Annotated in this window: 21 protein-coding genes and 1 pseudogene; 10 read left to right on the top strand and 12 right to left on the bottom strand. The window is 68.4% G+C overall.

The genetic code is table 11. From position 1 onward, the window contains the following. Positions 1-2: 2 nt before the first annotated feature. Positions 3-1232, top strand: coding sequence for an NADP-dependent isocitrate dehydrogenase (locus tag A5688_RS00380; RefSeq protein WP_067831801.1), 1230 nt, complete (start codon positions 3-5; stop codon positions 1230-1232). Here the strand turns inward: A5688_RS00380 and A5688_RS00375 are convergent. Then, on the bottom strand, positions 1225-2022 hold the full coding sequence (locus A5688_RS00375; protein WP_067831799.1) for an alpha/beta fold hydrolase: 798 nt from the start codon (positions 2020-2022) through the stop codon (positions 1225-1227). The genes A5688_RS00380 and A5688_RS00375 overlap by 8 nt on opposite strands. A gap of 203 nt (positions 2023-2225) precedes the next feature. On the opposite strand from A5688_RS00375, the gene trpS reads away from it, so the two are divergent. Further along, positions 2226-3245: a tryptophan--tRNA ligase gene (gene trpS / locus A5688_RS00370; protein WP_067831796.1), complete on the top strand. Its 1020-nt coding sequence runs from the start codon at positions 2226-2228 to the stop codon at positions 3243-3245. Positions 3246-3270: 25 nt separating this feature from the next. Further along, on the top strand, positions 3271-4299 hold the full coding sequence (gene yhjD / locus A5688_RS00365) for an inner membrane protein YhjD (RefSeq protein WP_067831794.1): 1029 nt from the start codon (positions 3271-3273) through the stop codon (positions 4297-4299). Here yhjD and nagA read toward each other — a convergent pair. From nagA to A5688_RS00350, 3 genes are read right to left on the bottom strand one after another with little or no spacing between them, the layout of a single operon-like run. Next, positions 4296-5408 carry an N-acetylglucosamine-6-phosphate deacetylase gene (gene nagA, locus A5688_RS00360; RefSeq protein WP_067910635.1) on the bottom strand — a complete coding sequence of 371 codons (1113 nt, stop codon included), beginning with the start codon at positions 5406-5408 and terminating at the stop codon, positions 4296-4298. The genes yhjD and nagA overlap by 4 nt on opposite strands. After that, positions 5399-6751: a sugar porter family MFS transporter gene (locus A5688_RS00355; RefSeq protein ID WP_068268015.1), complete on the bottom strand. Its 1353-nt coding sequence runs from the start codon at positions 6749-6751 to the stop codon at positions 5399-5401. Before A5688_RS00355 ends, nagA begins: the two co-directional genes overlap by 10 nt. Positions 6752-6754: 3 nt before the next feature. Next, a complete protein-coding gene (locus A5688_RS00350) occupies positions 6755-8020 on the bottom strand; it encodes a D-alanyl-D-alanine carboxypeptidase family protein (RefSeq protein WP_067910629.1) in 1266 nt (421 codons plus the stop codon). 148 nt (positions 8021-8168) lie between these two features. Here A5688_RS00350 and A5688_RS00345 point away from each other — a divergent pair, with 148 nt between their 5' ends. Continuing rightward, positions 8169-8423, top strand: coding sequence for a hypothetical protein (locus tag A5688_RS00345; RefSeq protein ID WP_242660279.1), 255 nt, complete (start codon positions 8169-8171; stop codon positions 8421-8423). Here the strand turns inward: A5688_RS00345 and A5688_RS00340 are convergent. Both A5688_RS00340 and A5688_RS00335 read right to left on the bottom strand, forming a co-directional pair. Then, on the bottom strand, positions 8420-9424 hold the full coding sequence (locus A5688_RS00340; protein WP_067910625.1) for an SMP-30/gluconolactonase/LRE family protein: 1005 nt from the start codon (positions 9422-9424) through the stop codon (positions 8420-8422). The two genes, A5688_RS00345 and A5688_RS00340, sit on opposite strands and share 4 nt — an antisense overlap. Before the next feature lie 10 nt (positions 9425-9434). Next, the gene (locus A5688_RS00335) at positions 9435-10766 is read right to left on the bottom strand and encodes an aspartate aminotransferase family protein (protein WP_067910622.1); all 1332 of its coding nucleotides are present in this window, start codon (positions 10764-10766) and stop codon (positions 9435-9437) included. A 33-nt stretch (positions 10767-10799) separates the two neighbouring features. Between A5688_RS00335 and A5688_RS00330 the strand changes: the two genes are divergently transcribed. After that, entirely contained in the window at positions 10800-11714 is a 915-nt protein-coding gene (locus tag A5688_RS00330) for a sigma-70 family RNA polymerase sigma factor (protein WP_067910619.1), read from the top strand. Here A5688_RS00330 and A5688_RS00325 read toward each other — a convergent pair. The 5 genes and pseudogenes from A5688_RS00325 to sdhC all read right to left on the bottom strand — a co-directional run. Then, positions 11686-12345: pseudogene (locus tag A5688_RS00325) on the bottom strand (carboxymuconolactone decarboxylase family protein); the annotation flags it as partial. The gene A5688_RS00330 and the pseudogene A5688_RS00325 sit on opposite strands and share 29 nt — an antisense overlap. Positions 12346-12450: 105 nt before the next feature. After that, positions 12451-13257 carry a succinate dehydrogenase iron-sulfur subunit gene (locus A5688_RS00320; protein WP_067831769.1) on the bottom strand — a complete coding sequence of 269 codons (807 nt, stop codon included), beginning with the start codon at positions 13255-13257 and terminating at the stop codon, positions 12451-12453. Next, entirely contained in the window at positions 13257-15011 is a 1755-nt protein-coding gene (gene sdhA, locus A5688_RS00315) for a succinate dehydrogenase flavoprotein subunit (protein WP_067910613.1), read from the bottom strand. Before sdhA ends, A5688_RS00320 begins: the two co-directional genes overlap by 1 nt. Before the next feature lie 57 nt (positions 15012-15068). Next, positions 15069-15539 (bottom strand): succinate dehydrogenase hydrophobic membrane anchor subunit, encoded by a 471-nt coding sequence (locus A5688_RS00310; protein ID WP_067831759.1) that lies wholly within the window; start codon positions 15537-15539, stop codon positions 15069-15071. Beyond that, the gene (gene sdhC / locus A5688_RS00305) at positions 15536-15874 is read right to left on the bottom strand and encodes a succinate dehydrogenase, cytochrome b556 subunit (protein WP_067831757.1); all 339 of its coding nucleotides are present in this window, start codon (positions 15872-15874) and stop codon (positions 15536-15538) included. The genes A5688_RS00310 and sdhC overlap by 4 nt, the downstream gene beginning before the upstream one ends. 256 nt (positions 15875-16130) lie before the next feature. Between sdhC and A5688_RS00300 the strand changes: the two genes are divergently transcribed. Genes A5688_RS00300 through A5688_RS00290 form a run of 3 tightly spaced genes read left to right on the top strand, consistent with a single transcriptional unit; the run spans position 16131 to position 18900 of the window. Continuing rightward, a complete protein-coding gene (locus A5688_RS00300) occupies positions 16131-16532 on the top strand; it encodes a cytidine deaminase (protein WP_067910609.1) in 402 nt (133 codons plus the stop codon). Then, the gene (locus A5688_RS00295) at positions 16532-17815 is read left to right on the top strand and encodes a thymidine phosphorylase (protein WP_067831752.1); all 1284 of its coding nucleotides are present in this window, start codon (positions 16532-16534) and stop codon (positions 17813-17815) included. The genes A5688_RS00300 and A5688_RS00295 overlap by 1 nt, the downstream gene beginning before the upstream one ends. Next, the gene (locus A5688_RS00290) at positions 17812-18900 is read left to right on the top strand and encodes an adenosine deaminase (RefSeq protein ID WP_067831748.1); all 1089 of its coding nucleotides are present in this window, start codon (positions 17812-17814) and stop codon (positions 18898-18900) included. The genes A5688_RS00295 and A5688_RS00290 overlap by 4 nt, the downstream gene beginning before the upstream one ends. A gap of 13 nt (positions 18901-18913) precedes the next feature. On the opposite strand, the gene A5688_RS00285 is transcribed toward A5688_RS00290, so the two are convergent. Next, complete coding sequence (locus A5688_RS00285; protein ID WP_067910606.1) at positions 18914-19609, bottom strand: GntR family transcriptional regulator; 696 nt, start codon at positions 19607-19609, stop codon at positions 18914-18916. Between the two features lie 147 nt (positions 19610-19756). Here A5688_RS00285 and A5688_RS00280 point away from each other — a divergent pair, with 147 nt between their 5' ends. Then, positions 19757-20785 carry a cupin gene (locus A5688_RS00280; RefSeq protein ID WP_067910602.1) on the top strand — a complete coding sequence of 343 codons (1029 nt, stop codon included), beginning with the start codon at positions 19757-19759 and terminating at the stop codon, positions 20783-20785. A 55-nt stretch (positions 20786-20840) separates the two neighbouring features. After that, the coding region (locus A5688_RS00275; protein ID WP_207546573.1) for a BatA domain-containing protein at positions 20841-21198 on the top strand (358 nt) is incomplete at its 3' end.

Below are 21198 nucleotides of genomic sequence, written 5' to 3'. Positions count from 1 at the left end.
ACATGGCAGGCGAAGCCAAGATCAAGGTCAAAGGCCGCGTGGTCGAGCTCGACGGTGACGAGATGACCCGCGTCATCTGGAAATTCATCAAAGACCTGCTGATCCTGCCGCACCTCGATATCAACCTGGACTATTACGACCTGGGCATCGAGAACCGGGATCGCACCAACGACCAGGTGACCATCGACGCCGCGTACGCCATCAAGAAACACGGCGTGGGCGTCAAGTGCGCGACCATCACCCCCGACGAGGCCCGGGTTTCCGAGTTCAACCTGAAGAAGATGTGGCTGTCGCCCAACGGCACGATCCGGAACATCCTGGGCGGCACCATCTTCCGCGAGCCGATCGTGATCTCGAACGTGCCGCGGCTGGTGCCGGGGTGGACCAAGCCCATCGTGATCGGCCGCCACGCCTTCGGCGACCAGTACCGGTCGACCAACTTCAAGGTCGACAAACCCGGAACCGTCGCAATCACTTTCACCCCCGCCGACGGCAGCGAGCCGATAGTGCGCAAGGTGGTGTCCATTCCCCCCGACGGCGGCGTGGTGATGGGGATGTACAACTTCAAGGACTCCATCCGGGACTTCGCGCGCGCCTCGCTGAAGTACGGGCTGGACGCCAAATGGCCGGTGTACCTGTCCACCAAGAACACCATCCTCAAGGCCTACGACGGCATGTTCAAAGACGAGTTCCAGCGCGTCTACGACGAGGAGTTCAAGGACAAGTTCGAGGCCGAGGGACTGACCTACGAGCACCGGTTGATCGACGACATGGTCGCGGCCTGCCTGAAGTGGGAGGGCGGCTACGTGTGGGCCTGCAAGAACTACGACGGCGACGTCCAGTCGGACCTCGTCGCGCAGGGCTACGGCTCACTGGGGCTGATGACGTCGGTGCTGATGACCGCCGACGGCAGGACGGTCGAGGCCGAAGCCGCGCACGGCACCGTCACCCGACATTTCCGCCAGTATCAGGCCGGCAAGCCGACCTCGACCAACCCGATCGCGTCCATCTTCGCCTGGACGCGCGGACTGGCGCACCGCGGCAAGCTGGACAACACCCCCGAGGTGATCGAGTTCGCGCAGATGCTGGAGAACGTGGTGGTCTCCACCGTCGAGAGCGGGAAGATGACCAAGGACCTGGCCCTGCTGATCGGCCCCGACCAGAAGTGGCAGCAGAGCGAGGAATTTCTCCACTCGATCGCGGAGAACCTGGAAAAGAAGCTGGCTAACTAGCCGAGGGGTTGGCACCCCGGTCCGCTTGGCTGCATTCCTCGAGGAAGTCGACGATCAGTTCGGTGACGCGCTCGGGCGCCTCGAACATCGGGATGTGCCCCACGCCGTCGAGCTTGGTGACCTGGTGGTCGTCGGGCAGGTGGGTGGTGAAGTGCCGGCTGAACCTCGGGGCGGGCACGATCCGGTCTTTTTCGCAGATCACCAGGTGCGCCGGGACGGCGTTCTCGGCCAGCTCCCGCAGCCCGTGCAGCAGCAGCGACTTGACCAGCAGCTGGAAATAGGCCGGGCAGTGCGCGACATCGTCGATGCAGCCGAGCAGTTGAGCGTCGCTGACGCCGTCGGGCGTGGCGCTGATCGCGTAGGTGGCCAGCTGGCGGCTGAACGGCAGGCGCATCACCTTCGGGCCGAACAGCGCGGCCAGCACCAGCAGCGGGATGCCCAGGATGAACTTGGCGATCACCTCGAACTTGGCCGGGCTCCAGCGCGTCCATCCGCCGGCCGGGGCGATGCCCATGACGCTGCGGGCCCGTCCGCGCCGCTCGAGTTCGAACGCGACCCAGCCGCCCAGCGAGTTGCCCACGATGTGCGCGGTGTCCCAGCCCAGCTCGTCGAGTTGGCGCTCGACGTCGTCGGCCAGCACCGCCGAGGACAAGAACCAGGTCCCCGCGGGGGCGCCGCCGTTGTGGCCGGCCATCGTCGGGGCGAAAACCTCGTATCGGCCGGTGTCGGCCAGCCGCTGGGCGACGTCCTCCCAGACCGCCTGTGACAGCAGGAACGGGTGCAGCAACAAGACCGGCTCCCCGGAACCGAGGTGGATCGGTGGCCGCGTCCCCGTGCTGCTGGTACTCCCCATAGTGCCGACATTAAAGGCGGTACCGCCGGTACCGCAAGGCGGGCACGACGCCAGCGCCCGGCCGGCCGCACGCTCGCAGGCGAGAACCCGGCTGGCCGGGCACTCGGCGGAGGCGGGCCGCGTGAAAAGATCGGTGCATCATGAGCACCGCTACCGGATCCAGCCGGCTTTTCTCCGGCGTGCAGCCCACGTCCGATTCGCTTCATCTGGGGAACGCGCTGGGCGCCATCACGCAGTGGGTCGCGCTGCAGGACGACCATGACGCCTTCTTCTGCGTGGTCGACCTGCACGCCATCACCATCGCGCAGGATCCCGAGGCGCTGCGCCGCCGCACCCTGATCACCGCCGCCCAGTACCTGGCGCTGGGCATCGACCCGGCCCGCAGCACCATCTTCGTGCAGAGCCACGTGCCCGCCCACACCCAGCTGGCCTGGGTGCTGGGCTGCTTCACCGGCTTCGGGCAGGCCTCGCGGATGACGCAGTTCAAGGACAAGTCGCAGCGGCAGGGCACCGACTCCACCACCGTGGGTCTGTTCACCTACCCGGTGCTGCAGGCCGCCGACGTGTTGGCCTACGACGCCGAGCTGGTGCCGGTGGGCGAGGACCAGCGCCAGCATCTCGAGTTGGCGCGCGACATCGCCGAGCGGTTCAACAGCCGCTTCCCGGACACGCTCGTGGTCCCGGACCTGCTCATTCCCAAGGCCACCGCCAAGATCTACGACCTGCAGGATCCGACGTCGAAGATGAGCAAGTCGGCGGCCACCGATGCGGGGTTGATCAACCTGCTCGACGAACCGGCGGTGTCGGCCAAGAAGATTCGCTCGGCGGTCACCGACAGCGAGCGCGAGATCCGCTTCGACACCGAGGCCAAGCCGGGCGTGTCCAACCTGCTGAGCATCCAGTCGGCGGTCACCGGTGTCCGCGTCGACACGCTCGTGGAAGGCTATGCCGGAAGGGGTTACGGCGATTTGAAGAAGGACACCGCCGAGGCGGTCGTCGAGTTCGTCGCCCCGATCAAGGCGCGGGTGGACGAACTGACCTCCGACTTCGCCGAATTGGAGGCCATCCTTGCCGCCGGAGCGGAAAAGGCCAACGATGTGGCCGGGAAAACCGTCCAGCGGGTTTACGATCGGCTTGGGTTCCTTCCACAACGGAGCTAGAACCGCTTCTCATTGGAGTCATGCGATGAGCGAGCCGGCCAAGGCGGGCATTGTCGATCGGCTGCGGGCCCGGTACGGGTGGATCGATCACATCCTCCGCGCCTATCGCAGGTTCGACGACCGCAACGGCGGGTTCTTCGCGGCCGGCCTCACGTACTACACGATCTTCGCGTTGTTTCCTTTGCTCATGGTCGGTTTCGCGGCATTCGGGTTCGTGCTGGCCCGGCGGCCGCAGCTGTTGAGCACCATCGACGACCACATCCGCTCCCAGGTGACCGGCACGCTGGGTAACCAACTGGAGGAGTTGATGAACTCGGCCATCGACGCCCGGACTTCGGTCGGGGTCATCGGTTTGGCCACCGCGGTGTGGGCGGGCCTGGGCTGGATATCGCACCTGCGCCAGGCGTTGACGGAGATGTGGTGGGACCGGCAGATCGAGTCACCGGGCTTCGTGCACAACAAGTTCTCCGATCTGCTGGCGATGGTCGGGACGTTCGCGGTGATCGTGGCCACCGTCGCGCTGACCACCGTCGGCCATGCCGCGCCGTTGGCCGCGCTGTTGAAATGGCTTGGCATACCGCAGTTTGTGGTGTTCGACTGGCTCTTCTGGCTGTTCTCGATTCTGATCGCGACGCTGGTGTCGTGGCTGCTGTTCACGTGGATGATCGCCCGGCTGCCCCGCGAAAAGGTCAGCCTGGTCGATTCGATGCGGGCCGGGCTGATCGCGGCGATCGGCTTCGAGGTGTTCAAGCAGGTGGCATCTATCTATCTGAGGACGGTGCTGCGCAGCCCGGCGGGCGCGGCGTTCGGCCCGGTGCTGGGGTTGATGGTGTTCGCTTACATCACCGCCTATCTCGTGCTGTTCTGCACCGCGTGGGCGGCGACGGCATCCACGGATCCGCGCAGTCAACCCGTTGCCCCTCCGGCGCCGGCGATCATCGCGCCGCGGGTGCACCTGGACGAGGGTCTGGGTTACCGCCAGACGCTGACCGCGATGGCATTGGGAGCCGTTGGGGCGCTGACACTTTCCCGGATCGCCCGCTTGCTGCGTTAGCGCCAGGCGCCGCGCACCATGATCGCCGAGACGCGCAGATCAGCGTCCAGCACGACAAGGTCGGCGTCGTAGCCGGCTTCGAGCACGCCCACTCGCTGTAGGCCGAGCGCTCGCGCCGGCGTCGCGGCGGTGGTCTGTACCGCGGCGACGAGTCCCGCATCGGCGTGCACGGTGCCGAAGAGCCGGTCCATGGTGGCGGTGCTGCCCGCGATCGTCGACGTCCCGTGCACCCGTGCCACACCGGAGACGACATCGATGGGCACCGCGCCGAGCCGAAATGCGCCGTCGGCGCGGCCCGCCGCGGCGATCGCGTCGGTGATCGTGGCGACCCGGTCCGCGCCGGCGGCCGCGATGACCGCCCGCACCACGTCGGGGTGTAGGTGCACGCCGTCCGCGATCACCTCGACGGTCACCCGCGGGTCGCGCAGCAAGGCCAGCGCCGGGCCGGGTTCGCGATGGTGCAGCGGTGGCATCGCGTTGAACAGGTGCGTGCCGACCGTGGCGCCCGCGGCGATCGCCGCTTTGGTCTGCTCGTAGGTGGCGCCGGTATGCCCCACCGCCACAACGACTCCCGCGTCCACGAAACGCCGGATGGCCGCATCGGCCCCGGGCAGCTCGGGCGCCAGCGTCACCATCTTGATCGCGCCGCCGCCCGCGGCCAGCAGGGCGCCGATCTCGTCGGAGTCCGGATCACGCATCTGGGTGCGGTCGTGGGCTCCGCAGTGCGCCCGGCTCAGCCACGGCCCCTCCAGGTGGATGCCCGCGACGGTGCCTGCCCGGGTGGCCTCGGCGAGCGCCCGCACCCCGCTGAGCAATTCGGGTGGCGAGGCGGTCACCAGGCTGGCCAGCGTGGTGGTGGTGCCGTGCCGCAGGTGGAACGCGGCCGCGCCGGCGATGCCGTCGGCGTCGGTGTAGGAAGCGCCGCCGCCGCCGTGCACGTGCATGTCGATAAAGCCCGGCACCACAGTGCAATCGGGGAAGTCTCGGTCGGCCGGGCGGGGCGGCGCCCCGGGCGCGCAGGCCGTGATCCGTCCGCCGGAGGTTTCGAGCCAGCCCGGGCGGCAGACCCGGCCGTCGAGGACCATGGTGCCCGCGGCGATCACGGCCATCGGCCGCCGTTTTCCCAGAAGTGGCGGATGTCCTCGAGCTGGCGGCCCTTGGTTTCCGGCGCGTAGCGGTAGACGAAGACGAACGCGACCGCGGCAAGGGACGCGAACAGTGCGAAAGTTCCTGCGCCGCCCAGGGAATGGAGCAGGCTCAGGAAGACGGCGGCGATGATGGCGTTAGCCACCAGGTTGGAGGTCAACATGGTGCTCGACCCGATCGAGCGTAGCCGGGACGGGAAGCTTTCGCTGGCGTACACCCAGCCCAGGGAGCCAAAGCCCATGGTGTAGCCGATGATGAACAGCAGGATGCCGGCGAACCCGGCGATCGGGCCGCCGAAGCCCCGGCCGAACACGGCCATCAGGCCGACGTCGGCGACGATCATCATCGCGGTGCCGCACAACAGGATTGGCCGCCGGCCCACCCGATCTACCAGCAGCAGGGCCGCGCCGACGGCCGCCAGGCCGGCGACCTGAAGCAGCGCCGGCAGCCCCAGCAGCGCGAAGTTGCCGGTGAAGCCCATGGCCTGGAAGATGCGGGGGCTGTAATAGATGATCGCGTTGATGCCGGTGATCTGGATCAAAAACCCGAGGACGACCACGAAGACGGTGGCCCGCAGGTACGGGGGCCGCAGCATCTCGGAGGCGGCGCCCTTGCTGCCGGGGGTGGCCTCGCTCAGCGCGCGGCCGATCTCGGCGAGGTCGTCGTCGACCTGTGCGGTGGGTTCGACGCGCAGCAGCGCCGCGCGGGCATCGTCCGTCCGGCCCTTCAACACGTACCACCGGGCCGTGTCGGGCATCCGAATCACCAACGGCAGCAAGAGCAATGCGGGCACGCAGGCCAGCCCCAGCATCCAGCGCCAGCTGTGGGTGCCGGCCAGCAGGTATCCGGTCAGGTAGCCGACGATGAGCCCGCTGACGATCGCCAGTTGATAGGCCGTCAGCAGCGAGCCGCGCACCGCCGTCGGGGCCGACTCCGCCACGTACACCGGGACGACCACCACCGTCACGCCGATGGTCAGACCCAGCAGCAGCCGCGCGGTCAGCAGCATCGGCAGCGAGATCGAGAACGCGGCCAGCAGCGCGAAAACCGTGTAGGCGAACAGGATCAGCACCACCGACCTTTTCCGCCCGATCACGTTGGCCAGCACGCCGGCGCCGAGCGCCCCGACGATCTGGCCGATCACCACCATGGTCGTGAGCAATTCCTGCTGGCGCGTGGACAATCCGAAGTCCTCGGTGACGAACAACTGCGCCCCGGCGATGATGGACAGGTCGTAACCGTAGATGACGCCCACGCTGGCGGCGGTCAGCCCGACCAGCAGACCGCGCCGCGACACAGTGGGCACCGCTCAGCGGTGTTGCGGTCGGCGGTTCATCGAGCGCGCCATCATGATCAGCGCGAACACCACGATGGTGCCGATCACCGCCACGCCGACCCGGATCGGCATGGCGTCCGCCGAACCGATGAGGTCGCCGGCCGCGGCGTTGTTCGCGACCGGGTCGGCGGCGGTATCGTGTTTGGCCGGCGCCAGGGACGGGTCGGGCGCGATCAGCGAGCCGACCTGGGTGCCCTGCGGGGTGGAGAAGCCGTAGTCCAGCAGGTGTGCGGCCTGCTCCCACGGCGCGATCGGCTGCCGCGTCCCGTGCAACAGCACCGCCACCAACCGGCGCCCGTCGTGGTTGGCCGCGCCGACGAACGTCTGGCCCGCGTCGTCGGTGTAACCGGTCTTGCCGCCCAGCGCGCCGGGATACTTGTAGAGCAGCTGGTTGTCGTTCTCCAGCTCGTAGCCCGGGTGATCGCCATGGCCGGGGAAGTCGAAGGTCCGGGTCGCGACGATGTCGGCGAACGTCGGGTTCTGCCAGGCGTAGCGGTAGAACAGCCCGATGTCGTAGGCCGAGGTGCTCATGCCGGGGGCGTCCAGTCCCGACGGCGACGCCACCCGGGTGTCCTGGCCGCCCAGCTTGGCGCTCAGCACGTTGATCTTCTCCAGCGCCTGCTGCATGCCGCCCAGCTGCATCGCGAGCGCGTGGGCGGCGTCGTTGCCGGAGTGCATCAGCAGCCCGTGCAGCAGCTGGTTGACGGTGAAGACGCCGCCCTCCTCGACGCCGACCTTGGTGCCCTCGGCGGCGGCGTCGTCGGCGGTGCCCGGGACCGCCTTGTTCAGGTTGAGCGCGTTGATGGAGGCCATCGCGACCAGCACCTTGATGATGCTGGCCGGGCGGTGCCGGCCGTGCGGGTCCTTGGCCGCGATCACCGCGCCGCTGTCCAGGTCCGCCACCAGCCAGGCCTCGGCGGATACGTCGCCCGGCAGCGCCGGCGTGTTCGGCGCCGCGACGATCCCGCAGCTGCCCAGCGCGTCGCCGCCGACCGGCTTGGCGGGCACCGCCAGCGGGATCGGCGGGTCGCCGGCGGTGGGGGCCTCCGACGAGTCCACGGCCTTCGGGGTGTTCACCTTGTACGGGCAGTCCGGGGGCGCGGCATTGGGTCCGGGGGCGGGTTCGGCCGCGGCGAGCGGCATCCCCAGCGGCAATGTCGCCGGCGCTGCCAGCGTGACCGGGGCGGCCGTCAGGAAAAGCGCCGCTGCCAGGCATGATGTGGAACGTAACAGGGTCATCGTGGTTGCAGACTAGGCGATCGGACGGCGGATTCGCGGGAGCCGCGCTGTGACTGATGGGGCACAAGTTACAGGCGTAGGTTCCCAGGCCGCCGGCGCGCGATGACCGCGCCGAACGCCTACACTGACCGCTATTCCAAAATTTCGGTTGTGGTCGACGGGTCCGCGGTCGCTGGGCCAACTGCTCAGGCAGGCCGAGAAGGCGACCCAGGTTCGGCGCGCAGGGACCGAGCAGGTGGTGGCCGAACTCAGGCAGCTTCGCGAGTCCGCATCGGATCCCGAGCTGCGGTCATCGCTCGCGTGGCTCTGCAACGCGTTGACGCGGCTGGCCAACACCTCGTCGCCGGCACATTCGCGTGAGGTACTGATGGCCGCCGACGCGGTGAAGCGGGCGGCCCGCTAGAGCTTGGTGGCCGCCAGGTCCACCCGCGCGAGGGCCGGGTAGTTGATCGTGCCCATCCAGAGCTTTCCCGCCGCCTCGACCAGACCGGTCACGGCGCCGAAGTCCGGATGCGTGGTGCGCAGGCCGGCGACGGCCGCCCCGCTGTCCGGATCGAACGCGACCGCCCAGACCTCGGGCTTGATCCGCGGCTGCAGCTTCTCCGGGAGGCGCCACACCACCTGGCGGATGATCGGGGCCCGCGGGAACAGCGATTCCAGCGCCGGGTTCGCCTCGGTGACCAGCGCGGTCCAGATGCGGCCGTCCGCACCGGTGGACAGGTTGTCGGGCATGCCGGGCAGGTGCACCGCCAACGGTGTCACCGATCCGGCCCGCGGCCCGGTCAGCCAGTACTTCGACAGCCGGCGCGCCTGGGTTTCGGCGAAGACCAGCGCCGAGCCGTCGGCCGTCGGGGTCAGCCCGTTGGCGAAGTACAGGCCGTCGGCCAGGGTGCTGACGGTGCCGTCGGTGTCGAGCCGGAACAGGCCGCCGGTTCCGCGTGCCTCCACGATCGGGGCGGTGTAGTCCTCGAAATGATAGTCGGCCGTCGACTCGGTGAAATAGATTGTCCCGTCCGGTGTTTCGGTGACGTTGGAGCAGAACATGAGCCGCCTGCCGCCGACCGATTCCAGCAACACGTCGAGCGCGCCGCTCGCCGGGTCCAGCGCGAGCAATCCACGATGGCTGTCGCAGATCAGGATTCGGCCATCGCGGGCGACGTGCAGACCGAGCGGGCGCCCGCCGGTGTCGGCGATAACAGTTGGGTTGTCGCCGTCGGGGTCAATCCGCACGATGCGCCCGTCTTCGAGGCCCGTCCACAACCGGCCGGCCGCGTCGACGACGACATCCTCGGGACCGTTGCCGGGCAGCGGGACGACGGTGATGCCCGGCGCCGGCATGTCGGGCAGCGGGTCGGCCGGCGGCGGCTGCCACCGGACCGGATGGATACGGGGTTTGCGCGCCATAACCAGGACTTTAGAGCCGCGCGGACTCCCGCGTCAGCACCTCGCGCAGGATGGATTCGATGGTGTCGAACTCGGCCTGGCCGCTGATCAGCGGCGGCGCCAGCTGAATGACGGAATCGCCGCGGTCGTCGGTGCGGCAATACAGCCCGGCCTCGAACAGCGCCGCACCGACCCGGGCGAGCAGCGGGCGGCGCTCGGAGTCGCTGAAGGTCTGCTTGGTCGCCTGGTCCTTGACCAGTTCCACGCCGAAGAAGAAACCCTCGCCGCGCACGTCGCCGACGATCGGGAGGTCGTAGAGCTTGTCCAGGGTCGCGCGCAGGGCCGGGGCGTGGGTTCGGACGTGCTCGTTGAGACCCTCACGCTCGAAGATGTCGAGGTTGGCCAGCCCGACGGCCGCCGAAACCGGATGGCCGCCAAAGGTATACCCGTGCGGGAACATGGTGGCGCCGTCGTTGAACGGTTCGAACAGCCTGTCGGTGGCGATCATCGCGCCGATCGGTGAGTAGCCCGACGTCATCCCCTTGGCGCAGGTGATCATGTCGGGCACGTAGCCGAAGTCTGAGCAGGCGAACATTGATCCGATGCGGCCGAACGCGCAGATCACCTCGTCGGAGACCAGCAGCACGTCGTATTCGTCGCAGATCTGGCGCACCCGCTCGAAATAGCCTGGGGGAGGCGGGATGCTGCCACCGGCGTTCTGCACCGGCTCCAGGAACACCGCGGCCACGGTGTCGGGGCCTTCGAACTCGATGGCCTCGGCGATCCGGTCGGCGGCCCACTGCCCGAAGGCCTTCGGGTCGGTTCCGAACGGCTCGGGCGCCCGGTAGAAATTGGTGTTGGGCACCCGGAAGCCGCCGGGCGTCACCGGCTCGAACGGCGCCTTGTATTTCGGCAGCCCGGTGATCGCCAGCGCGCCCTGGGTGGTGCCGTGGTAGGCGACCGATCGCGAAATCACCTTGTGCTTACCGGGTTTGCCGGTGAGCTTGAAGTACTGCTTGGCCAGCTTCCAGGCGGTCTCGACGGCCTCGGTGCCGCCGGTGGTGAAGAAGACCCGGTTCAGGTCGCCCGGGGCGTAGCCGGCGAGGCGTTCGGCGAGTTCGATCGCGGGGGGTGTCGCGTATCCCCACAGCGGGAAGAACGCCAGCGTGCTCGCCTGCCGGGCGGCGACCTCGGCGAGTTCGGTGCGGCCGTGGCCGACCTGCACGGTGAACAGTCCGGACAGGCCGTCGAGGTAGGCCTTGCCGCGGTCGTCGAAGATGGTGACGCCCTCGCCGCGGGTGATGATCGGCGGCGTGATGTCCGGACCGTGCCGGGCGAAGTGCAGCCACAGGTTGTCAGTCATGTCGTTGGTGAGCGTAGCGCTAGGCTCGGTGACATGACCTCAGCACAGCAGGTCAGCGAGTTCGAGTCGTTACGGCCCCACCTCATGTCGGTCGCCTACCGGCTCACCGGCACGGTGGCCGACGCCGAGGACATCGTCCAGGATGCGTGGCTGCGCTGGCATAAGCAGGATCCCGAAAACCGAACGAAGATCACCGACCTGCGGGCCTGGCTGACCACGGTGGTGAGCAGGCTGGGGCTGGACCGGTTGCGCTCGGCCGCGCATCGTCGCGAGACCTACACCGGCAATTGGCTGCCCGAGCCGGTGGTCACCGGCTTCGACGCGGCCGATCCGCTGTCCGCGGTGGTGGCCGGCGAGGACGCCCGGTTCGCGGCGATGGTGGTGCTGGAGCGGCTGTCACCCGATCAGCGGGTCGCGTTCGTGTTGCACGACGGGTTCGCCGTGCCGTTCGCGGAGGTGGCGCAGGTGCTGGGAACCAACGAGGCCGCCGCCCGGCAGCTGGCGTCGCGGGCGCGCAAGGCCGTCGCGGCCGAGCCGCCGCCCCAACCCGATCCGTCGCACGACAAGGTGGTCGGGGAGTTGATGGACGCCATGGCATCCGGCGATCTGGAGGCCGTGGTGGCGCTGCTCCACCCCGACGTGATCCTCACCGGCGACGCGAATGGCAAGGCGCCCACGGCAATCAACGTCATCCACGGCGCGGACAAGGTGGCCCGATTTTTCTTCGGCCTGGCCCAGCGCTACGGCCCGGCGATGTTCACCTCGTATCAGCTGGGGCTGGTCAACGGTGAGCTGGGCGGCTACACGCCCGGCTGCCCCGCCAGCGACGGGTACCGGGAGATGATGCCGCGAATCATGGCCGCCACGGTGCGCGACGGAAAGGTCTGCGCCCTATGGGATGTCGCCAACCCCGACAAATTCACCGGCTCTCCGCTGCGGACCCGTTGAGCTCGGTCGCCCAGGGCACCCGGCAGGCGTCGCCGGAGTTGAAGCCCTGTTCGGTGATGCCCAGCGCGGTGTTCATCCGCGCCCGCATGTTCTCCACGCCGATCTGGTAGGTCAGCTCGATCACCCCGGCGTCACCGAAGCGGGCCCGCAGATCGGCGACCTGCTCGTCGGTCACGGTGTGCGGATCGGTGGTCATCGCGTCGGCGTAGGCGATGGCGGCGCGCTCGTCGTCGGTGAATGCCGTTGAGGTGACGTAGTTGTCGATCTCCTTCAGGCGCGTGACGTCCAGGCCGTCCAGCCGCTGCAGCATGGACCCGAAGTCGACACACCACGAGCAGCCGACCGTGCGCGCGGTCCAGAGCACCGCGAGTTCGCGCACGCTGACCGGCAGGGTTTTCGACGCCCGGTCCAGCATGGTCTCGTGCACGGCGCCGGCGATCATCAGCCCGCGATGGTGTGCGGCAACGGTGAACGGTTCGGGGACCTGGCCGTAGCGCCGCTTGGCGATCCGGTACATGGCCCGGGTCAGCAATCCGGTGCGCTTGGGTGGCAGGGGCTCGATGCGGGTTTTCTGTGTCATACCCGTCAGACGAGGCAGCCCCGCGAAGTGTGACGGGCCTCGGGAACCATGAGGCGAGTTTCAAACGTGCTAGCGCATGCGCCAGCGCTTTCGGGAAAAGCTTGTTGGTTCCGGAGAGGTACCCCTGTGACGAATGTGACGCAGGCCCGCAAGCGCCTAGCGCGAGAACATGATCGCGCGCTTGACCTCCTGGATCGCCTTGGTGATCTGGATGCCGCGCGGGCAGGCCTCGGTGCAGTTGAACGTGGTGCGGCAGCGCCACACGCCGTCGACCTCGTTGAGGATGTCCAGGCGTTCGGCGGCGGCCTCGTCGCGGCTGTCGAAGATGAAGCGATGCGCGTTGACGATCGCCGCCGGGCCGTAGTAACTGCCCTCGTGCCAGAAGATCGGGCAACTGGTGGTGCACGCCGCGCACAGGATGCACTTGGTGGTGTCGTCGTAGCGGGCGCGGTCGGTCGGGCTCTGAATGCGTTCGCGGGTCGGCGGGTTGCCGGTGGTGATCAGGTACGGTTTCACCGCCCGGTAGGCGTCGAAGAACGGCTCCATGTCGACCACCAGGTCCTTCTCCACCGGCAGCCCACGGATCGGCTCGACCGTGATGGTCAGTGCCTTGCCCGGTTTCCCCTTCTTGTGCGCCGGCAGCAGGTCGCGCATCAGCACCTTGCACGCCAGCCGGTTGACGCCGTTGATGCGCATGGCGTCCGAGCCGCACACCCCGTGCGCGCAGGAGCGCCGGAAGGTCAGCGTCCCGTCCAGGTAGCTCTTGATGTAGATCAGCAGGTTGAGCATCCGGTCGCTGGGTAGGCACGGTACCCGAAAGCTTTGCCAGCCACCGGTTTCCGCGTAGGCGTCGGGCTGGTCGGGATTGAACCGGGCGATCTTGACGGTCACCATGACCGCCTCGTCCGGAATCGGCGGCAGGGGTGGTTCCAGGCTGGTCTCGACGTCCGAATCGACAGCCATCAGTACTTGCGCTCCTTGGGTTCGTAGCGAGTCTGCACGACGGGCTTGAAGTCCAGCGTGATGTCGCTCAGCAGATCGGGGCCCTGCTTGTAGGCCATCGTGTGGCGCATGAAGTTGACGTCGTCGCGGTTGGGATAGTCCTCGCGGGCGTGGCCGCCGCGAGACTCCTTGCGGTTCAACGCCCCGACCACGGTGACCTCGGCGAGCTCCAGCAGGAAGCCCAGTTCGATGGCCTCGAGCAGGTCGCTGTTGAACCGTTTCCCCTTGTCGTGCACGGTGATTCGCGCGTAGCGCTCCTTGAGCGCGTGGATGTCGGTGAGCGCCTGCTTGAGCGTCTCCTCGGTGCGGAACACGGCGGCGTTGTTGTCCATCGACTGCTGCAGCGCGTTGCGGATGTCGGCGACGCGCTCGTTGCCGTGCTCGTTCAAGATGTCGCCGACCCAGCCGAGGACCATCGCCTCGGGCTGCGGGGGCATGTCCACGAAGTCGTGCCCGCGCGCGTAATTGGCCGCGGCGATGCCGGCGCGGCGGCCGAACACGTTGATGTCCAGCAGTGAATTGGTGCCCAGCCGGTTGGCCCCGTGCACCGACACGCACGCACACTCGCCGGCCGCGTACAGCCCCGGCACCGTAGAAGTGTTGTCCCGCAACACCTGTCCGGTGACGGTGGTGGGGATGCCGCCCATCACGTAGTGGCAGGTCGGGTAGACGGGGACCAGCTCGTGCACCGGGTCCACACCCAGATAGGTGCGGGCGAACTCGGTGATGTCGGGCAGCTTGGCCTCCAGCACGTCCTCGCCGAGGTGGCGGACGTCGATGTAGACGTAGTCCTTGTTGGGTCCGGCGCCGCGGCCCTCCAGGACCTCCAAAACCATGGAGCGGGCCACGATGTCGCGCGGTGCCAGGTCGACGATCGTGGGGGCGTAGCGCTCCATGAAGCGCTCGCCGTCGGCGTTGAGCAGCCGGCCGCCCTCACCGCGCACCGCCTCGGAGATCAGGATGCCCAGGCCGGCCAGGCCGGTGGGGTGGAACTGGTGAAACTCCATGTCCTCCAATGGAAGTCCCTTGCGGAAGACGATGCCGAGGCCGTCGCCGGTCAACGTGTGCGCGTTGGAGGTGGTCTTGTACATCCGGCCCGACCCGCCGGTGGCGAGCACGATCGACTTGGCGTGGAAGACGTGGATGTCGCCGGTGGCCAGCTCGTAGGCGACCACGCCGGTGGCCACCGGTCCGCTGGGCGTCTGCGTCAAAACCAGGTCCAGCGCGTAGAACTCGTTGAAGAACTGCACGTCGTGCCGCACACAGTTCTGGTACAGCGTCTGCAGAATCATGTGGCCGGTGCGGTCGGCGGCGTAGCAGGCCCGGCGCACCGGGGCCTTGCCGTGGTCGCGGGTGTGCCCGCCGAAACGGCGCTGGTCGATGCGGCCCTCGGGGGTGCGGTTGAACGGCATCCCCATCTTCTCCAGGTCCAGCACCGCGTCGATCGCTTCCTTGCACATGATCTCCACGGCGTCCTGGTCGGCGAGGTAGTCGCCGCCCTTGACGGTGTCGAACGTGTGCCATTCCCAGTTGTCGTCCTCGACGTTGGCCAGCGCCGCGCACATGCCGCCCTGGGCGGCGCCGGTGTGGCTGCGGGTGGGGTAGAGCTTGGTCAGCACCGCCGTGCGCACCCGCGGCCCGGCCTCCACCGCCGCGCGCATGCCGGCACCGCCGGCGCCGACGATCACCACGTCGTATCGGTGTTGCTGGATCACCTCGTCAGCCTCCGACGATGCAGAGCGAAGCGATGAGGAGGAGGTGGCGCAAACATGTCAGCCTCCGATATTCGGGTCGAATGTCAGCAGCACGTAGGTACCCAGCACCAGGGTGAACGCCATGGACAACAGCAGCAGGCTGTTGAGCCAGAACCGGGTGCTGTCCTTGCGGCTGTAGTCGTCGATGATGGTCCGCAGCCCGTTGCCGCCGTGCAGCTGCGCCAGCCACAGCAGCGCCAGGTCCCAGAACTGCCAGAACGGCGACGCCCAGCGCTGCGCCACATAGTTGAAGTCGATGCGGTACACGCCGTCGTCCCACATCAGCATGATGAACAGGTGGCCGATCGCCAGCACGAACAACGCGATCCCGGAGAACCGCATGAACAGCCAGGCGAACTTCTCGAAGTTGGGGATGCCGGCCCGCCGCCGCGGTGAGCGGGGGTTGTCCAGGCTGGCGGGCCGGTCGTGGCTGCGCTGCCGGACCGGCGCCACCTGGCCGCGTCCGAGCTGAAGGTCGGGACTGCTCATCGGAAGTGCCCCATCATGTGGATGACCGTCACCACGCCGGCCGGGACCATCAGCAGCAGGAACACGACGCCGACGATCCAGAACATCAGCCGCTGGTGGCGCGGGCCCTCGGACCAGAAGTCGATCAGGATCACCCGGATCCCGTTCAGGCCGTGGAAGAGCACCGCGGCGACCAGGCCGTATTCCATCAGGCCGACGATCGGCATCTGATAGTCGTGGATCACCGCGTTGTAGGTCTGCGGGCTGACCCGCAGCATCGCGGCGTCGAGGACGTGCACGAACAGGAAGAAGAAGATCGTCGCGCCGCTGATCCGGTGCAGCACCCACGACCACATGCCGGGGTCGCCCCGGTACAGCGTGCGTGGTGGCCTGCGTTTGCGCGATGGAGGTACCGGTGCCGCCGGATCCGCGGTTGTCGGTTGCGTCGTCACCCCAGTCCTCACCGCCTTCTTCCGACTTCAACGTCAGTCACACCGGGCACTTGAGCTTATCTCGGTCGCGGCGCGGCCTGCGTCGACGTCCGTCAAGCGAAATGCCGCTTTGCGACTAGGGTGACTGTCGGTATCGGCCATGGGTGAGCGGGGTTTCGTTATGCCTGAGATCGACTGGAAAATGTTGCGGGACAAGGCAATCGAGGTGTCTGCGGGTGCCTATGCACCGTACTCGCGATTCCGGGTCGGGGCGGCCGCGCTGGTCGACGACCACCGCGTGGTCACCGGCTGCAATGTGGAGAACATCTCATATGGCCTTGGTCTCTGTGCCGAATGCGCGGTGGTGTGCGCCCTGCATTCCACCGGCGGGGGCCGGCTGGTGGCGCTGGCGTGCGTGGACGGGCGGGGTGCGGTGCTGATGCCGTGCGGGCGGTGCCGTCAGGTGCTGCTGGAACACGGCGGCCCGGAACTGCTGATCGACCATCCGGGAGGGCCGCGCCGGCTCGGCGACCTGCTGCCGGACGCCTTCGGCCCCGACGATCTGGCCGCGGGGCGCGGTTGATGCCCCCCGCGTTCGACGCGCCCACGGTGATCAGGACCAAGCGCGACGGCGGCCGGTTGTCCGACGCCGCCATCGACTGGGTCGTCGGCGCCTACACCGACGGCCGGGTGGCCGAAGAACAGATGGCGGCGCTGCTGATGGCGATCCTGTTGCGCGGCATGGACCGCGGCGAGACCGCCCGGTGGACCGCGGCGATGCTGGCGTCGGGCGAAACGCTCGACTTCAGCGACCTCGGCGTGCCGACGGTGGACAAGCACTCCACCGGCGGGGTGGGGGACAAGATCACCCTGCCATTGGTGCCGATCGTCGCGGCCTGCGGCGCGGCGGTGCCGCAGGCGTCGGGCCGCGGGCTCGGCCACACCGGCGGCACCCTGGACAAGCTGGAATCCATCGCCGGGTTCACCGGCGAGCTGTCCAACCGGCGCGTGCGCGACCAGCTGCGCGAGGTCGGGGCGGCCATCTTCGCCGCCGGTGATCTGGCCCCGGCCGACGCCAAGCTGTACGCGCTGCGCGACATCACCGCCACCGTCGAGTCGCTGCCGCTGATCGCCAGCTCGGTGATGAGCAAGAAGCTGGCGGAGGGGGCCGGGGCGCTGGTGCTGGACGTGAAAGTGGGCTCCGGGGCCTTCACGTCCTCGGAGGCGCAGAGCCGCGAACTGGCGCACACCATGGTCGAGCTGGGCGCGGCGCACGGGGTGCCCACCCGCGCGCTGCTGACGGACATGAACCGCCCGCTGGGCGCGACCGTCGGCAATGCGCTCGAGGTCGCCGAGTCGCTCGAGGTGCTGGCCGGCGGCGGGCCGCCCGACGTCGTCGAGCTGACGCTGCGGCTGGCCGAAGAGATGCTCGAGCTGGCCGGGATCGACGACCGAGATCCCGCCGACACCTTGCGCGACGGCACCGCTATGGACCGGTTTCGCCGGCTCGTCGCGGCCCAGGGCGGCGATTTGTCGGTGCCGTTGCCGATCGCTGGGCATGCCGAGACCGTGAACGCGCCCCGGGGCGGCACAATGGGCGATATCGACGCGATGGCAGTGGGGCTGGCGGCATGGCGGCTCGGTGCGGGCAGGTCCCGTCCGGGCGAACGGGTGCAGTCGGGCGCCGGTGTCCGGATCCACCGCCGCCCCGGCCAACCGGTCACGGCCGGTGAGCCGTTGTTCACCCTCTACACCGAAACCCCGGAGCGCTTCGGCGCCGCGCTCGCCGAGCTGGACGGCCGGTGGAGCGTCGACGACGCACCACCGGCTTCCCGGCGGCTGATCATCGATCGGATCGCGACATGACCGCACCGCTGGGGCTGGAGCAGATCCGAAAGGCCCCCAAGGCCCTGCTGCACGATCACCTCGACGGCGGCCTGCGCCCGTCGACCGTGCTGGACATCGCCGGGCAGATCGGCTACGACGGGCTGCCCGCCACCGACGTCGACGAGCTGGCGAAGTGGTTTCGCACCCGTTCGCACAGCGGCTCGCTGGAGCGCTACCTGGAGCCGTTCTCGCACACCGTGGCGGTGATGCAGACACCCGAGGCGCTGCACCGGGTCGCATACGAGTGCGTGGAGGATCTGGCCGAGGACTCGGTGGTCTACGCCGAGATCCGGTTCGCTCCCGAGCTGCACATCGACCGCGGGCTGTCCTTCGATGCGATCGTCGACGCCGTGCTGGCCGGTTTCGCCGACGGCGAAAAGGCATGTGCCGCAGCGGGACGCCCCATCGTGGTGCGCCTGTTGGTCACCGCCATGCGGCACGCGGCGGTGTCCCGGGAGATCGCCGAGCTGGCGATCCGGTTCCGGGACAAGGGCGTTGTCGGATTCGACATCGCCGGCGCCGAGGCGGGCAACCCGCCGACCCGGCACCTGGATGCCTTCGAGTACATGCGAGACCATAACGCGCGCTTCACCATTCATGCCGGCGAGGCGTTCGGGCTGCCGTCCATCCATGAGGCGATCGCCTTCTGCGGCGCGGACCGGCTGGGCCACGGCGTGCGCATCGTCGACGACATCGACGTGCTGGCCGACGGACGGGTCCGGCTGGGCCAACAGGCATCGATCCTGCGGGACAAGCGAATTCCGCTGGAACTGTGTCCCAGCTCCAACGTGCAGACCGGCGCGGTCAAGAGCATCGCCGAGCATCCGTTCGATCTGCTGGCCCGCACCCGCTTCCGGGTGACCGTCAACACCGACAACCGGTTGATGAGCGACACCTTCATGAGTCGCGAAATGCACCGATTGGTCGAGGCTTTCGGCTACGGGTGGAGTGACCTCGAGCGGTTCACCATCAACGCGATGAAGTCCGCCTTCATCCCGTTCGACGAGCGGCTGGCGATCATCGACGAGGTGATCAAGCCGCGCTATGCCGTGCTGATCGGCTAGGCCGGGCGGCTGGTCATGTCTGCTCGGTAGCCCAAAACGGGTCCGGCTGCACGGAGAGTCCCATGGCGCGCACCGTGCTGGCCAGATGGGTCTGCACCGCGCGCAGGGCGCGCGGTAAGTCGCCGTCGCGCAACGCTTCCGCGATGCCCCGGTGCTCGGCCAGGATCGTCGCCACCCGATCGGGTTCGCGCAGCGCCGATTCCCCGATCATCCGCATCTGGCGGTCGCGCAACATCGAGTAGGAATTCGCCAGGATGGCGTTGCCCGACTCTTCCAGCGTGATCGCGTGGAAGGCGCGGTCGGACTCCAAGAACTCGCGCCAGTCGGCGGCCGCCGCGGCGTCGCGCTGCCGCCGCAGTTCGTCCGATTGCCGTTCGAAGACCGCGGCCCAGACGGCCGGGCCGCGGCCGACCACCTTGCCGGCCGCGAACTGCTCGAGCACCAACCGTGCCTCCATGACCGCCCGCACCTCGTCGGGTGAGACCGGCACCACCAGGGCGCCGCGCTGCGGGTAGAGCCGCAGCAGCCCGTCGGCCTCCAGCCGAAGGAACGCTTCGCGCACCGGGGTGCGCGACATCCCCAGCGCGGCGGCGACGTCGCCCTCGCTGATCAGCTCGCCGCCGGGGAACTCGCCGGTGAGCACCTGGGTCTTCACATAATCCAGCGCGCGGTCCTTGGCCGTGCCGGGCCGGGGATTCCTTGCTGCCATCGCACCCCGCTCTTGTAGCTAAGTCGTATCTCAATCGTGCTCATGACCGTACACCTTGGGGTCCTACCTGCGGTGATTGACACTGAGATACAAGTTAAATACTATTCAGATACGAGACGTACCCGAGTGGTAAGAGGGAGACCCGAGATGCCCAGCACCCAGCAGCTAGTGACGCCCAATCTGGATCCGACGATCCCGGCGCCGATGATCAACGTGGCCGAATACGGGTTCGAGGGCCGTTTCGAGGAGTGGGCGCGCCACGCCGAGTACTTCGAATACTCCAAGGCGGCCAACCCGATCGGGTCCGGGCACGTTCCACCGGTTCCGCTGAAGCGCTTCGATCCCGAGCTCTACCTCGACGCGCCGACCGGCGTGATCCCGCTGGATCTGTCCGGGGAGCTGGGCATCGAGACCGGCGCGGCGACCAGCCCGGCGCTGCTGGCCAACTTCGTCAGCATCCGCGCCAAAGAGCAGGTCGACACCAGCCCCAACGCCACCTCGCAGCTGTACTACGTGCTCTACGGGCGGGGTTTCGCGGCGGTCAACGGCCGGCTGATCGAGTGGGAGAAAGGCGACTTCGTGACGCTGCCCGCCGGCAGCCATTCGGTGTTCTACGCCGCCACCGACACGGCCATGTACTGGGTGCACGACGAGCCGTTGATGCGCTACCTGGGCGCCGAGGCCACCCGGCCGCGCTTTGCGGCGACCAAGTTCCGCCGCGCCGACGCGGTGGCCAAGCTGGACGAGATCGCGTCGCGTCCCGGCGCCAACGACAAGAGCCGGGTCAGCGTGCTGCTGGCCAACGCCAACCAGGAGCAGACGCTGACCATCACCCACGTGCTGTGGGCCATGTTCGGCGTGCTGCCGCCCAACCAGGTGCAGCGCCCGCACCGGCACCAGTCGGTCGCGCTGGATCTGATCCTGGATGCGCCGGAGTCCGGCTGCTACACGCTGCTGGGCACTCGGCTCGACGAGCGCGGCGACATCGTCGATCCCACCCGGGTGGACTGGCGGGCCGGCTGCGCATTCACCACGCCGCCGGGCATGTGGCACGCCCACTACAACGAGACCGATCAGCCCGCCCACCTGATCCCCGTCCAGGACGCCGGGCTGCAGACGCACCTGCGCAGCCTGGACATCAAGTTCACCCAGCGCCGCGATCTCGTCGCCGGGTAGTCGCCGGGCGGCGGCCCATGCACTGCCCCCCGGTCGGCGCATAGTGTGGCTGGACATGAAGGTGCCCCTGCTGGGACCGGTGTCGCTCACGGGTTTCCAGAACGCCTGGTTCTTCCTGGTCCTGCTGATCGTGCTGTTGGTGATCGGCCTCTACGTGGTGCAGCAATTCGCCCGTCGTCGCCGGGTGCTGCGGTTCGCGAACATGGAGGTGCTCGAGCGCGTCGCGCCGCCCAGTCCCAGCAAGTGGCGGCACGTGCCGACCATCCTGCTCGCCGCCTCGCTGGTGTTGCTGACCACCGCGATGGCCGGGCCGACGTCGGACGTGCGGATTCCGCTCAACCGCGCGGTCGTGATGCTGGTGATCGACGTGTCGGAGTCCATGCGGGCGACCGACGTCGAGCCCAACCGGCTCA

Origin of the sequence: Mycobacterium mantenii, assembly GCF_001667865.1 — a bacterium.
GTDB lineage: Bacteria > Actinomycetota > Actinomycetes > Mycobacteriales > Mycobacteriaceae > Mycobacterium > Mycobacterium mantenii_A.
The sequence above is the reverse complement of the archived record's forward strand: the minus strand, read 5'-3'. Positions and strand labels throughout refer to the sequence as shown.

Coding starts and splice junctions, on each gene's coding strand:
- A5688_RS00285 (WP_067910606.1), bottom strand. CDS start 19,609: ATGGCAGCAAGGAATCCCCGGCCCGGCACGGCCAAGGACCGCGCGCTG.
- A5688_RS00290 (WP_067831748.1), top strand. CDS start 17,812: ATGACCGCACCGCTGGGGCTGGAGCAGATCCGAAAGGCCCCCAAGGCC.
- trpS (WP_067831796.1), top strand. CDS start 2,226: ATGAGCACCGCTACCGGATCCAGCCGGCTTTTCTCCGGCGTGCAGCCC.
- A5688_RS00300 (WP_067910609.1), top strand. CDS start 16,131: ATGCCTGAGATCGACTGGAAAATGTTGCGGGACAAGGCAATCGAGGTG.
- sdhC (WP_067831757.1), bottom strand. CDS start 15,874: ATGTGGTCGTGGGTGCTGCACCGGATCAGCGGCGCGACGATCTTCTTC.
- A5688_RS00310 (WP_067831759.1), bottom strand. CDS start 15,539: ATGAGCAGTCCCGACCTTCAGCTCGGACGCGGCCAGGTGGCGCCGGTC.
- A5688_RS00340 (WP_067910625.1), bottom strand. CDS start 9,424: ATGGCGCGCAAACCCCGTATCCATCCGGTCCGGTGGCAGCCGCCGCCG.
- A5688_RS00335 (WP_067910622.1), bottom strand. CDS start 10,766: ATGACTGACAACCTGTGGCTGCACTTCGCCCGGCACGGTCCGGACATC.
- yhjD (WP_067831794.1), top strand. CDS start 3,271: ATGAGCGAGCCGGCCAAGGCGGGCATTGTCGATCGGCTGCGGGCCCGG.
- A5688_RS00350 (WP_067910629.1), bottom strand. CDS start 8,020: ATGACCCTGTTACGTTCCACATCATGCCTGGCAGCGGCGCTTTTCCTG.
- A5688_RS00380 (WP_067831801.1), top strand. CDS start 3: ATGGCAGGCGAAGCCAAGATCAAGGTCAAAGGCCGCGTGGTCGAGCTC.
- A5688_RS00280 (WP_067910602.1), top strand. CDS start 19,757: ATGCCCAGCACCCAGCAGCTAGTGACGCCCAATCTGGATCCGACGATC.
- A5688_RS00320 (WP_067831769.1), bottom strand. CDS start 13,257: ATGGCTGTCGATTCGGACGTCGAGACCAGCCTGGAACCACCCCTGCCG.
- nagA (WP_067910635.1), bottom strand. CDS start 5,408: ATGGCCGTGATCGCCGCGGGCACCATGGTCCTCGACGGCCGGGTCTGC.
- A5688_RS00295 (WP_067831752.1), top strand. CDS start 16,532: ATGCCCCCCGCGTTCGACGCGCCCACGGTGATCAGGACCAAGCGCGAC.
- A5688_RS00330 (WP_067910619.1), top strand. CDS start 10,800: ATGACCTCAGCACAGCAGGTCAGCGAGTTCGAGTCGTTACGGCCCCAC.